Origin of the sequence: Phenylobacterium haematophilum (assembly GCF_014196295.1) — a bacterium.
GTDB lineage: Bacteria > Pseudomonadota > Alphaproteobacteria > Caulobacterales > Caulobacteraceae > Phenylobacterium > Phenylobacterium haematophilum.
In genome coordinates this window covers 171,698-183,753 of record NZ_JACIDK010000007.1, presented here as the reverse complement: position 1 = coordinate 183,753, position 12,056 = coordinate 171,698, and the positions used below count along the sequence as shown (strand labels likewise).

Below are 12,056 nucleotides of genomic sequence, written 5' to 3'. Positions count from 1 at the left end.
CTCAGGATCCTTGTAGAGCTATCCCCGTGAGCCCTTTCAGAGCTTGGGAGGCGGCTTAACGGGGTCCCGTGACGCTTCCGCCAAGCTTCGGCGACAGCTGATCGTCAGTTTGAAGACGGATTTGCGACGCCCCTGCCGGGCGGGGGAGCGGACGACTTCAAAAGGCGTCCAATCCCTTGCAGATCAAGGATCCGAGAGATTCCGGCCGCCGACGGCGGCGTCGCGGCGGGGCGCAAGATCGGCCCCGCCTGCGACATTCTGGTCACGCTCTAGAGCAGGCGTGCACGGATGGTTTGCGACAGCAGGTCGATCAGTGTGACAGCCACCACGATGACGATCGCGATCGCCGCGACTCGCGAATACGAGAACGAGTTCAGGCTGTCGAACAGGATCTGGCCGATGCCGCCGGCGCCGATCAGTCCGAGCACCGTGGCCGCCCGGCTGTTGGATTCGAACCGGTAGAGCGCGTACGAGGTCCACAGCGGCGCGACCTGCGGGATCACCCCCCAGACCACCTCCTGCAGGGGCGCCGCGCCAGTGGCGCGCACGCCCTCGACCGGACCCTTGTCGATCGACTCGACCGCCTCGGAGAACAGCTTGCCGAGAACCCCCCCGGTGTTGAGCGCCAGGGCCATGACCCCGGCGAACGGCCCCAGGCCGACGGCGACGACGAAGATGGTGCCGATGACGAGGTCCGGCACCGAGCGCAGCACATCCATCAGACGGCGGATCGGCAGCTGAACGTAAGACGGCGTCACGTTGCGCGCGCCCAGCAAGCCAAGCGGCACCGCGATCAGCACGGCGATGGCCGTGCCCCAAAGCGCGATCTGGACGGTCAGCCACATCTGGCTCACCAGGAACGTCCAGTCGCTGAAATCAGGATGCAGGAACTCGCGGCCGAACTGCCGCATGTTGTCCGAGTTCTCGAACAGCTTCGGCAGCTTGCTCATCTCGGCAGGGCCGAAGCTGATCACCAGCAGCACGATGATCCCGCCCCACAGGCCGAGGTCGAACAGTTGCTGGCCCAGGGGCCGCGACGGCGGCTTCAGGAGATCGGTGTTGGTCACGCTGGCGGTCACGGAAATATCCTACTGGGCCGCGACGGGCTGGCCGGTCTTGGCTTCCAGCGCCGCGCGCTCGGCGGCGATGGTGTCCAGCGACTTCTGGGCCTGGGCTTCCTTGACCTTGTCGCCGGCGTTGCGCGCTTCCAGCAGCTGTTCGGTCGCCTCCATCTCGCGAACCGGCAGCAGGTGCGAGTTGTCGGCCGGGCGGAAGCCGCCGATCGACAGCGCCGCCAGCAGCTTGCGCTGGCGCTCGGCCTCGGGCCCCTCGCCCTGGGCGTAGGTCAGGAAGAACTGGCGCAGCTTTTCCTTCACCGCGGGGTCCAGGTCGCTGCGCCAGATGATCGGGTCCTCTGGCAGCTTGGGACTTTCCCAGATCACCCGCACCTGGTCGGCGACCGGCGAGCCGCGCTCGCGCTGCAGGCGCAGGGCGGTGGAGTTGTTGGTGGCCACGTCCAGCACGCCCTTGGCCACCGAGAACAGGTTGGCCTGGTGGTTGGCGGCGCGCACCTGCTTGAAGCAGGCCTCAGGACGGATGCCCTTCGGCGCGAACAGATAGGTCATCGGCGCTAGCGTGCCGGAGGTCGACTTGGCGTCGCCGATCCCGAAGGTGAGGGTCTTGTCGCACTTGAGCACGTCTTCCAGCGTCGTCTTCGAGCTGGCCGGCACGATCAGCAGCGACTTGTAGCCGTCCGACCCGCTGGGATCGAAGGTGCGCGCGAACACCTCGCCGTTCGAGCGGCGCACGGCTTCCAGGCCCGACTGATTGGAGAACCAGCCGGCGTCGGTCTGCTTGAAGCGCAGCGCCTCGATCAGGGCGGTGTAGTTCGAGGCGAAGAACGGCTTCACCGGAATGCCGATCGACTTTTCCATGTCGGCCAGGATCGGCTTCCAGAACGTCTCCATGCTGGTGGAGTTCTCGGTCGCCAGGATCGAGAAGTTGATCACCTTGGGCGGACCGCCGGGCGGGGTCGTGGTCTCGGACTTGCCGCAGGCCGCGACGCTGAGGGCGGCCAGGCTGCTGCCGATGAGCAGGCGACGATCGATCATTGCGGGGCTCCTTCCCAGAAGACGTCTTCGAATTCCGGGCCGTAGATGTCGATGAGCTGTTTGCGTTCCAGCTGCGCGGCAGGACCGTCATAGACGACCTTGCCGGCCTTCAGAGCGACCACCCGGTCGCAGTAGCGCAGAGCGTAATCGACCTGATGCAGGGTGACGACGACCGTCAGGCCGTCCTGCTGGTTCAGGTCGCGCAGGATTTCCATGACCCGCCGCGCCGACACCGGGTCGAGAGAGGCCACGGGTTCGTCGGCCAGGATGATCTTGGCCTTCTGGACCAGGGCCCGCGCGATCGCGCCGCGCTGCTGCTGGCCGCCCGACAGGGTGTTGGCGCGCTGGCCGGCGTACTCGGCCACGCCGACGCGGGCGAGGGCGGCCATGACCGCCTGCTTGGTCTCATCCGGCCACAACCCGAACACGCCGCGCACGAACGGGATGCGGCCGAGCGAGCCCAGCGCCACGTTCGAGAACAGGGTCAGGCGGCCGACCAGGTTGAACTGCTGGAAGATGAAGCCGATGCGGATGCGCGCCTCGCGCACCTTGCTGCTGATCTTGCCGTCCGACTGCACGACGCCGCCGAACGCTTCGATGCGGCCGGCGCCGCCGTCGATGGTCTGCAGTCCGCTGATCGAGCGCAGCAGCGTCGATTTGCCCGAGCCCGACGGCCCGATGAGGGCGATCATTTCGCCCTTGCTGACATTGAGGGAAACGGAATCCAGGGCGCGCCGCGAGCCGAAGCTCTTGGAGGCGTTCCGCACGGACAGTACGGCGGCTTCAGACATAGATGGCGAGGCTTCCCCGGATCAGCGCGCGCATTGGTACGGACTGGCTGTGATCGCCGACCCCTGCGACGGCTTCATGACACGAGGCCCCGCTTTCGGTCCAGCACGCGATAGTATCATCGCCTGTCACACGGCTTCGACTGCTGACTGCAGACTAGTACTGCTCATCCCCGATCAACGGCGAAAGCTCGTCCCAGACGAAGACGATGTTGTCGGAGCGCCAGAGCGGCCCTGGATCGGTGAACCTGCCGGCCCGCCGCCCGCCGAGCCGTTCGTAGAACCTTATCGCAGGCTCGTTGCCGACCACCACCGCCAGCGCGCAGCCGCCGTAGCCCCAGTCGGCGAGTCGCCGGGTCAGCGCGCTCATCAGCCGCCGGCCGATTCCGCCGCCCTGCGCCGCCGGGGCGACGTGCAGCCAGCGGACCTCGCCGCGGTCGCCGAACGCCGCCTCGGTAGGGGCGCAGGCGGTGCCGAACCCGACGATCCTCCCGTCCCGCTCGGCGACCAGGGTCGTGCGCCGCGGATGGTCCTCGCCGAGCACCTCCTCCCACCGGGCCCGACGCACCGCCTCGGTCAGCCCGTCCCAGGCGGCCTGTGTCGCAAGGTCCCGATAGGTCGCCCGCCAGACCTCGTCATGAAGCCGGGCGATGCGCTCCGCATCCCCGAAAACGGCTGTACGCAAGCGATCGCGGCCCCCGTAAAATCTCTCTAAACCATGTCGCGCCCGCCCCCTCGCAAGTCCTGGCGGGGCTTGGGTTTGATGACAATTTTTGGGCGAAGAGACAAACCCCTTTACATCAGGGGTCATCGCCCCTATTTCGCACGGCTCCGGCGGACCCGATGTCCTGAAAAAGCGCTGCTAACGCCGGTCTGGGTTCAACTGCCAATGGGGGCTACGTGAATTGCGCACGTACCATACGCCCCTGGACCTGGTCCGTGAGCGGCCACCGGAACGCCCTGTCGCCATTGCGCGACCGGACGCGGTGGCGGTAGCGGCGCGCTGGTTCCAGGAAAATTTCAAAGGCGACGTCTTCTACGCGGTGAAGGCCAATCCTTCTCCGTGGGTCATCAAGGCCCTCGTTGAAAACGGCGTAACGTCCTTCGATGTGGCTTCGGTCCCCGAGATCGAGCTTGTCGCGCAGCACGCGCCCGGGTCCCGCATGGCTTTCATGCACCCGGTCAAGAGCCGCGCGGCGATCGCCGCCGCCTACTTCGATCACGGCGTGAAGACCTTCTCCCTCGACACGCACGAGGAGCTCGAGAAGATCCTCGCCGCGACCCAGGGCGCGAAGGACCTCAATCTCATCGTCCGTCTCGGCGTCGCCGCCGAGGGCGCGGCCTATTCGCTGGCCGGCAAGTTCGGCGTCGACCCGCATCAGGCTCCTGGCCTGCTGCTGGCCGCCCGGCGCGCGACCCAGGACCTGATGGGCGTCTCGTTCCACGTCGGCAGCCAGTGCATGCGTCCGACCGCCTACCAGGCGGCGATGACTCAAGCCTCGCGCGCCCTGGTCCGCGCCGGCGTGTTCGCCGACGTGGTGGACGTGGGCGGCGGCTTCCCGTCGGTCTATCCCGGCATGGTTCCGCCGGACCTGGCCGACTACATGGACTCCATCGACCGCGGCTTTGCCGAGATGATGGTGCACGAGACGACCGAGCTGTGGTGCGAACCTGGCCGGGCGCTGGTCGCCGAAGGCTCGTCGATCCTCACCAAGGTCGAGCTCAAGAAGGGCGACGCGCTCTATCTGAACGACGGGTCGTACGGCTCGCTGTTCGACGCCGCGCACACAAAATGGCCCTTTCCGGTCAAGCTGCTCCGCAGCGAGAACGGCGAGGCCAAGGAAGTCGACGGGCCGCTGAAGCCCTACCGCTTCTGGGGTCCGACCTGCGACTCGCTCGACCACATGCCCGGCCCGTTCTGGCTGCCGGAGGATGTGCGCGAGGGGGACTATGTCGAGATCGGCATGCTCGGCGCCTACGGCGTGGCGATGAACACCCGCTTCAACGGCTACGGCGACGCCGAGACCGTCGAGGCGTCCGACGCCCCCATGGCCTCGATGTACGGCCTGGCCCGCCGCTCCATTCCGGTTCCCCGCCAGGAGAACCAGAATGTCGTGAAGCTGTCGCGTGCGCGCGGAAAGAAGCGTCGGCGGAAATAAGCCGGGCGCTGGAAAGTTATAGGCGCGGCCGGTCGCTCCGTCCCGGCCGCGCCTTTTCCATTCTGGACGGGCGCTCAAACTCTAGAGGTCTCAGAGAATGAACGCTGACGTTCAGAAGTCGAACCGCAAGGCCGAGCTGCTGGCCAACACCGTCGAGCACGTGGCGATCGACCAGTACGACGCCCGCCCGATCGTCGACGCCATGCGCAAAATGAGCTTCACCAGCCGCGACACCGCGCGCGCCGCCGACATCTGGTCGATGTCGCTGGAAGACAAGGACTGCTCGACCTGGCTGACCCTCGCGGGCTCGACCAGCGCCGGCGGCTGCATGCACATCTACCGCGACATGGTGAAGTACGGGATGATCGACACGATCGTCGCGACCGGCGCCTCGATCGTCGACATGGACTTCTTCGAAGCCCTCGGCTTCAAGCACTATCAAGCCCAGTCGAACGTCGACGACCGCGACCTGCGCGACCTCTACATCGACCGCATCTACGACACCTACATCGACGAAGAAGAACTCCAGAACTGCGACGGCACGATCTACGAGATCTGCAACCTGCTGGAGCCGCGCCCCTATTCGTCGCGCGAGTTCATCTGGGAGATGGGCAAGTGGTTGGCCGAGGGCAACGCCAAGAAGCCGGACTCGCTGATCGAGACCGCCTATCGCGAAGGCGTGCCGATCTTCTGCCCGGCCTTCGTCGACAGCTCGGCCGGCTTTGGTCTGGTCAAGCATCAGGTCGAGCGCATGAAGGAGGGCAAGCCCTACCTGACCATCGACGCGGTCGCCGACTTCCGCGAACTGACCGACATCAAGCTGGCGGCCGGCACCACCGGCCTGTTCATGGTCGGCGGCGGCGTGCCGAAGAACTTCGCCCAGGACACCGTGGTGTGCGCCGAAATCCTCGGCCACGAAGCCGAGATGCATAAGTATGCGGTCCAGATCACCGTGGCCGACGTGCGCGACGGCGCCTGCTCGTCGTCGACTCTCAAGGAAGCCTGCTCCTGGGGCAAGGTCGACGTGACCTGGGAACAGATGGTGTTCGCCGAAGCCACCACCGTGGTTCCGCTGATCGCCTCGGACGCCTGGCACCGCGGCTCGTGGAAGACCCGCACCAAGCCGCGCTGGAACAAGCTCTTCGAAAAGAAGGCCTAAGTCTTCGAACGGCGCTCCTTGCGGGAGCGCCGTTTTTTCTTTGGCTGTTCACCCCCATGTAGCGCTGGAAGCGATCCTCCAGCGCGCACCAGATAGAAGCGTCGGCGAATCTGCCGCTTGAACCGCGCCCGCGGCTCCGCATGATCGGCTCGCAGTTCGGGAGGGTCGTCATGAACCGCATCGTCATCAGTCTCGCCGCCGCAGCCGCGCTCGCCGTCGGCGGAACCGCGCTCGCCGAGCAGCAGCCCGCACCCAGCGGCTATCTCGGCGACGCCGCCCCCGACAGCTACAAGATCCTGCCCCCGGCCCCGACGCCGGGCACGATCCGCTACCAGGCCGACCGCTCGGCCTTCCTGGCCACGCGCTCGCTGAAGGACAGCCCGCGCTGGTCGCTGGCGACCGCCGACGCGGACGAGGCCGCCATCGTCAAGGACATGAGCTGCGCCATCGGCATGGAGCTGACCCCGCAGACCGCGCCCAAGCTGACCAAGATCCTGATGACCGCCCGCTACGACGTGCGCCGCGCGGTCAACCACCCGAAGGACATCTACAATCGCCAGCGCCCCTACCTGATCGATGAGGGCGACATCTGCGTGGCCAAGACAGACGGCCTGGCCAAGAGCCCCGACTATCCCTCCGGCCACACCACCTGGGGCTGGACGGTCGGCCTGATCCTGGCCGAGCTGGTCCCCGAGCGGTCGACCGAAATCCTCGCCCGCGCCCGCTCGTTCGGCGAGAGCCGGCTGATCTGCGGGGTGCACAACATGAGCGCGGTCGAGGCCGGCCGCACCAACGGCTCGATCGTCGTCGCCGGCCTGCACGGCTCGGCCGCCTTCCGCGCCGACATGGACGCCGCCCGCAAGGAGATCGCCGCCCTGCGCAAGTCGGCCAAGGTCCCCGACGGCGCGGCCTGCGCGGCCGAGGCCGAGCTGATCGGCAAGTCGCCCTACAACTAGGGCCTAGAACGGAAAGCTGGTCGCCACCTGCAGTCCGACCAGCGCCAGCATCGCCGCCAGGCTGATCAGGTGGTCGCGATAGACGTTCACCGCCAGCTTGGTCTGGACCTCGGGCGTGTCCACCGCCTGGCCCAGCCGCACGGCGTTGCGCCAGGTGCGCCATAGCCCGAGCCCGATGGAGACGGCCGCCAGCGCCAGCGACGCGCCGCTGACCCAGATCGGCTGCACCCGTTCGAGCATCTGGATCAGAATCCCCGCGAGGGTCAGGGCCAGCACCGACGGCGTCAGCCAGTTCATCGGCCAGGCCCCGGTCGTCACCCGCCGGTAGTAGGGTGCGAGCGAAGCCAGCACCTCGTCCGGCGCGCGGTCCGGCCCTCGGCGCTGGATCTGCACGTCGAAGGTCAGGTCGATCCACAGCACCGCGGCGAGAAAGCCGGCGCCTGCAGCGATCACGGCGTTCATGGTCATCGTCCTGCTGGCAGGGCCCGCCCCCGCACGCTCAGTTCGGGATTTTCCGGCGCGGATGTCAATTCCGCGGCTCAGATCCCGGCGTACCACTCATAGCCGCGGTCTTCCCAGAACCCGCCCTTGCCGCCGCCGATCCCGGCCAGGTCGGCCACCGCCTCGATGCGCATGACGTACTTGGCGTGCTTGTAGCCAAGCTGGCGCTCGACCCGCAGCCGCACCGGCGCCCCGTGCTTCACGGCCAGCGGCGCGCCGTTCATGTCGTAGGCTAGGATGCTCTGGGGGTGATAGGCGTCGATCAGGTCGATGCTTTCATAGTAGCGGCCAAGGGCGGCCGGCGCGTTCGGGTCCAAGGTGTCGGCGCAGTGGAAGACAATGTAGCGCGAGCCTTCCTTCAGCCCCGCTCGGTCCAGCAGCGGCCCCAGCCGCGCGCCGCTCCACTGGCCGATCGCCGACCAGCCCTCGACGCAGTCGTGGCGGGTGATCTGGGTGCGGGCCGGCTGGGCGCGCAACTCGTCCAGGCTCAATGACAGCGGCCGTTCGACCAGGCCGTCGACGACCAGCCGCCAGTCGGCGAACCCGGACTCGACCAGAGCCCGGTAGGCCGGATCGCCGGGCGACGTGGAGCCGTTGGCGCGGAAGTCCGGCGAGATCTCGGCTGGGCTGAACTCCTGGGCCAGCGCCTTGCGGTCGACGACCAGCCGCTGCGCACGCCGCGTCAGCCCCTCGGCCATGGCCAGGCCCTGCTGCACGACAGGATTCATCGTCAGCTTATCGCAACCGGCGAGGAGCGCCCCCGCCGCGGCGGCGGCCATCCCCGACAGCCAGCGGCGGCGGTCGATCATCGTCCGTCCTCCTGAATCGCGAACCGGCCGGTGATCATCGACCGCAGCCCGTTCAGGGGCCCCGAGAGCAGCACCATGGCCAGGTGGACCACGACGAACGCCACGATCAAGCCGGCGGTGATGAAGTGGATCGTGCGCGCAGACTGCCGGCCGCCGAACAGGTCGGGCAGCCACGGGAAGCCGGCGTTCATGCCCGGAGACATCGACAGGCCGGTCAGCACCATCATCGGCAGCAGCACGAAGATGACCGCCAGATAGGCCAGCTTCTGAAGCGCATTGTATCGACGCGCCGCCTCGCCCTTGGCGAACCGCAACCGGGCATGGTCGGCGACCTCGGCTAGCAGATGGCGTAGCGACAGCTGGTCGCGGCTCGGCAGCAGGTCGCGGCGGAAGTGGCCGCCGATCAGGCCCGCGCCCAGATAGACCAGCCCGTTCAGTACGAAGAGCCAGGCGAAGGCGAAATGCCAGCGCCGCCCGTCGGCCAGGCTGCGATAGCTGGGCAGCGTCGCCCAGGACGGAAACCCGCGCACTTCGTTGCCGGAAAAGCCGAACACGCCGGTGGTCTCGACATAGGCGGACCCGATCTTGGTGACCCCGATCGCTTCGCCGCCGCGCTCGGCGGCGAACATCGAGATCCACGGCCGGGCGAAGGTCGAGACGTCGCCCCAGTAGAGCGCCGGATGGGCGTTGAAGATCTGCAGGCCGCTCAGCAGCAGCACGAGGAGCGCGGCCGCATTGATCCAGTGGGTCAGCCGCGTCGTCAGGCCGTGGCGGCGCACGATCCGTGTGTGGTTGTCCGCATCGGGCATCGGGCGTCCCTCAGGTCGAGCGTGACCTTGCCATGTGAGGAATACGGGCGCCATGGGCGCTCGGATGCCGGAACATCGGCGGACGGCGGCGATTTCCCCCTGGAAGGAGACCGCCATGCCAAACCGTCAGGACCCCGAGAGCGGAAAGCGCCTGCAGAGCGAAGGTCGCCGCAGGAACGACGCCCAGCCGCTCGACGCCGCCAAGGACAACGCCGGCGCCGACCGCTATCCGGAACCTCGCAGCTTCGACACCGACGCCCCGCCGGGCGGCCACATGGGCTCAGCCGGAGATCCGGCCGAGGGCAAGCGCGACTAGACCTTGCGGACGAACTCGGCGCGCAGCACCAAGCCCTTGATCGCCTCGTGCCGGCAGTCGATTTCCTGCTCGTCGCCGGTCAGGCGGATCGACTTGATCACTGTGCCGCGCTTCAGGGTCTGGCCGGCGCCCTTGACCTTCAGGTCCTTCACCAGCGTGACGCTGTCGCCGTCGGCCAGCAGGTTGCCGACCGAGTCGCGGACCTCAACCTGACCGGCCGCCTTGGCGTTGGCGGCCGCTTCGGCGGCGCTGACCCATTCGCCGGTGGTCTCGTCATAGACGAACTCGTCGCCGCTCATCTGAGCCTCACAATGCCTAGGGTTCCCAGCCCCTAACGCCTTGCGGCCGCGAGGGCCAGCCTTCTGGCGCACGCCGGCCTCACCCCCTAAGGTTCGCGCCGTTTTCGAAGTCGGGGGAGCGTCCAGTGTCCGAACAAGGCGTCGAGGTGTGGAGCGGCGGCGTCAACACCTGGGAATGCGACGAGATGGGGCACATGAACGTCCGCTTCTGGGTCGCCAAGGCCCAGGAGGGGCTGGCCGGACTCGCCGCTCAACTGGGCATGCCGCGCGCCTTCGCCCGCGACGGCGAGTCGACCCTGGTCGTCCGCGAGCAGCACATCCGCTTCCTGCGCGAAGCGAAGGCCGGCGCTTCGCTGCACATGACCGGCGGCGTCGTGGCGATCGGCGAGTGCGACGCGCGCCTGCTGCTGGTCATCCGTCACCTCGACGGCCAGCCGGCCGCGACCTTCCAACTGGTCGTCGACCACGCCACGGCTCGCGAACTGCGTCCCTTCCCCTGGCCGCAGCGACTGCGCGAACGAGCTGCGGAATTTATGATCGACGTCCCGGCCTTCGCCGCTGCGCGCAGCATCGACCTCTCCCCCGTCGTCGCCACCGCCTCGCTGCCGCGCGCCGACGAATTGGGCCTGAAGCGGATCGGCCTCGGCGTCATCGGCCCGACCGAGTGCGACGTGTTCGGCCGCATGCGGCCCGAACTCTTCATCGGCCGTGTCTCGGACGGTGTCGGGCGGCTGTTCGGCGACGTCCGCCCCGGCCCGGCCGACGGTGATCCCGAAGCGCGGATCGGCGGGGCGGTGCTCGAATATCGGGTTCTGCACCTCGACTGGCCGCATGCCGGCGACGGCGTCGAACTGCGCTCCGGCTTCGCCGGCTGCGACGCCCGCACCCGGCGGGTCATCCATTGGATGGTCGATCCGCAGAGCGGCCGGCCCTGGGCCAGCGCCGAGGCGGTCGTGGTCTCGTTCGACCTGGACCGGCGCAAGGTGGTCGACATCTCGGAAGAGGCGCAGGCGGCGTTCCGCGCCGCCTCGCCCGACGGCCTGGCGCTCTAGGCCACGGCGGCCCGCAACGCCGAGGCGATCAGGTCCGGCCGTTCCATCGGCAGGAAGTGGCTCGTGCCGGGCACCGTCTCGACCTGGATGCGTCCGGCCGCGACCAGGGCGTCTAGCTTCGGATCCTCACGGCAGGTGGACCCCTCCTCGGCCCGCAAGATCCGAATCGGGACCTGGGCCTGCTCGAAGGCGCCCCAGGTGTCGTGGGCGTGCGAGGCGAAGTTCGACGCCTCCCACTCCGGCGCGCAGGACAGCTCGACCTGGCCGTCTTCACGCTCACGGAAGCCGTCGGCGACATAGTCGGCCAGCATCTGGCTCTGCCAGGTCCGGAACGCGCCGCGGCCGGTGTAGGCGGCGACCACCGAGGCCTTGTCGGGGAACACCGACCGGCGACGCAAAGCGCCCTGCACCAGCGGGGAGTTGCTCACCTGGCTCGGATCGACCGGTCCGGCCGCCGGCATCACCACCGGATCGAACAGCACCACGCGGCGCACGCGGTCGGCGGCAAGCGCCTGGGCCAACACGCAGGCGGTGCCGCCCATCGAGTGGCCCGCCAGCACCACATCGCGGATGTTCAGCGTCTCCAGCAGCGCGAGCAGGTCGTCGCGCAGGCCGTTCCACGAGGTCCGCCCGACGGTGTCGGCTGGCAGGGTGGAGCGGCCGTGCCCGCGCTGGTCGATCGCGAGGACCCTCAGGTCCCGAGCCAGCGGCGCCAGAATTGTGCGATAGGTGCGCGCATTGAAGCCATTGGCGTGCACGAAGACGACGTCGACCGCGCGGCTGGGATCGCCGAAGTCCAGCGCCGCCATCGCGCCGCCGCGTTCCTTCAACTCGATCAGGCGCGCGCGCGGCGCCTCCGCCAAAGCCGATTCCATCGCAAAACCCTCCGCCGACCGCCGATCTGGGCCGGCCCTCCCCTCGAAACCACATTGACGCGCGGTTCGACAACACCCGCGAAGCCTTTGGTTTTAGGGGGGATGGGGGCAAGGGTTGCAAAAGTGATCACGAGGGCGTGAATTAAAGCCTTGCCCTGAGCGCCAAGCCGGGCATATTCCGAAGCAGCGCAGCGAGTGTTCCCGCAAGGGTCGCCTCGCTGG

At 68.0% G+C, this 12,056-nt stretch carries 13 protein-coding genes and 1 pseudogene; 5 read left to right on the top strand and 9 right to left on the bottom strand.

Annotation, left to right across the window (positions count from 1 at the left end; genetic code table 11):
- Window positions 1-269 precede the first annotated feature (269 nt).
- The 4 genes from phnE to GGQ61_RS19450 form a co-directional block, all read right to left on the bottom strand.
- Entirely contained in the window at window positions 270-1,079 is an 810-nt protein-coding gene (phnE, locus tag GGQ61_RS19465; protein ID WP_425501022.1) for a phosphonate ABC transporter, permease protein PhnE, read from the bottom strand.
- A 9-nt stretch (window positions 1,080-1,088) separates the two neighbouring features.
- Window positions 1,089-2,111, bottom strand: coding sequence for a phosphate/phosphite/phosphonate ABC transporter substrate-binding protein (phnD, locus tag GGQ61_RS19460; protein ID WP_183776502.1), 1,023 nt, complete (start codon window positions 2,109-2,111; stop codon window positions 1,089-1,091).
- Entirely contained in the window at window positions 2,108-2,902 is a 795-nt protein-coding gene (gene phnC / locus GGQ61_RS19455; RefSeq protein WP_183776495.1) for a phosphonate ABC transporter ATP-binding protein, read from the bottom strand. Before phnC ends, phnD begins: the two co-directional genes overlap by 4 nt.
- 154 nt (window positions 2,903-3,056) lie before the next feature.
- On the bottom strand, window positions 3,057-3,584 hold the full coding sequence (locus GGQ61_RS19450) for a GNAT family N-acetyltransferase (RefSeq protein ID WP_221221146.1): 528 nt from the start codon (window positions 3,582-3,584) through the stop codon (window positions 3,057-3,059).
- A gap of 220 nt (window positions 3,585-3,804) precedes the next feature.
- On the opposite strand from GGQ61_RS19450, the gene GGQ61_RS19445 reads away from it, so the two are divergent.
- From GGQ61_RS19445 to GGQ61_RS19435, 3 genes are all read left to right on the top strand, one after another.
- A complete protein-coding gene (locus tag GGQ61_RS19445; RefSeq protein WP_183776491.1) occupies window positions 3,805-5,058 on the top strand; it encodes a type III PLP-dependent enzyme in 1,254 nt (417 codons plus the stop codon).
- A gap of 97 nt (window positions 5,059-5,155) precedes the next feature.
- A complete protein-coding gene (locus GGQ61_RS19440) occupies window positions 5,156-6,217 on the top strand; it encodes a 1,9-bis(guanidino)-5-aza-nonane synthase (RefSeq protein WP_183776489.1) in 1,062 nt (353 codons plus the stop codon).
- 170 nt (window positions 6,218-6,387) lie between these two features.
- Window positions 6,388-7,173 carry an acid phosphatase gene (locus GGQ61_RS19435; RefSeq protein ID WP_183776487.1) on the top strand — a complete coding sequence of 262 codons (786 nt, stop codon included), beginning with the start codon at window positions 6,388-6,390 and terminating at the stop codon, window positions 7,171-7,173.
- Between the two features lie 3 nt (window positions 7,174-7,176).
- On the opposite strand, the gene GGQ61_RS19430 is transcribed toward GGQ61_RS19435, so the two are convergent.
- The 3 genes from GGQ61_RS19430 to GGQ61_RS19420 all read right to left on the bottom strand — a co-directional run bounded on the left by GGQ61_RS19430 (window position 7,177) and on the right by GGQ61_RS19420 (window position 9,292).
- Window positions 7,177-7,635, bottom strand: coding sequence for a hypothetical protein (locus GGQ61_RS19430; RefSeq protein WP_183776485.1), 459 nt, complete (start codon window positions 7,633-7,635; stop codon window positions 7,177-7,179).
- A 77-nt stretch (window positions 7,636-7,712) separates the two neighbouring features.
- Window positions 7,713-8,483 carry a molybdopterin-dependent oxidoreductase gene (locus GGQ61_RS19425; RefSeq protein WP_183776483.1) on the bottom strand — a complete coding sequence of 257 codons (771 nt, stop codon included), beginning with the start codon at window positions 8,481-8,483 and terminating at the stop codon, window positions 7,713-7,715.
- Window positions 8,480-9,292 carry a cytochrome b/b6 domain-containing protein gene (locus GGQ61_RS19420; RefSeq protein ID WP_183776481.1) on the bottom strand — a complete coding sequence of 271 codons (813 nt, stop codon included), beginning with the start codon at window positions 9,290-9,292 and terminating at the stop codon, window positions 8,480-8,482. Before GGQ61_RS19420 ends, GGQ61_RS19425 begins: the two co-directional genes overlap by 4 nt.
- 115 nt (window positions 9,293-9,407) lie before the next feature.
- Here GGQ61_RS19420 and GGQ61_RS19415 point away from each other — a divergent pair, with 115 nt between their 5' ends.
- Window positions 9,408-9,608: a hypothetical protein gene (locus tag GGQ61_RS19415; protein ID WP_183776479.1), complete on the top strand. Its 201-nt coding sequence runs from the start codon at window positions 9,408-9,410 to the stop codon at window positions 9,606-9,608.
- Here the strand turns inward: GGQ61_RS19415 and GGQ61_RS22345 are convergent.
- Window positions 9,605-9,814 (bottom strand): annotated as a pseudogene (locus GGQ61_RS22345) (alkylphosphonate utilization protein); the annotation flags it as partial. The gene GGQ61_RS19415 and the pseudogene GGQ61_RS22345 overlap by 4 nt on opposite strands.
- 218 nt (window positions 9,815-10,032) lie before the next feature.
- On the opposite strand from GGQ61_RS22345, the gene GGQ61_RS19405 reads away from it, so the two are divergent.
- The gene (locus GGQ61_RS19405) at window positions 10,033-10,959 is read left to right on the top strand and encodes a thioesterase family protein (RefSeq protein WP_183776475.1); all 927 of its coding nucleotides are present in this window, start codon (window positions 10,033-10,035) and stop codon (window positions 10,957-10,959) included.
- Here the strand turns inward: GGQ61_RS19405 and GGQ61_RS19400 are convergent.
- Window positions 10,956-11,834, bottom strand: coding sequence for an alpha/beta fold hydrolase (locus GGQ61_RS19400; RefSeq protein WP_183776473.1), 879 nt, complete (start codon window positions 11,832-11,834; stop codon window positions 10,956-10,958). The two genes, GGQ61_RS19405 and GGQ61_RS19400, sit on opposite strands and share 4 nt — an antisense overlap.
- Between the last annotated feature and the right edge of the window lie 222 nt (window positions 11,835-12,056).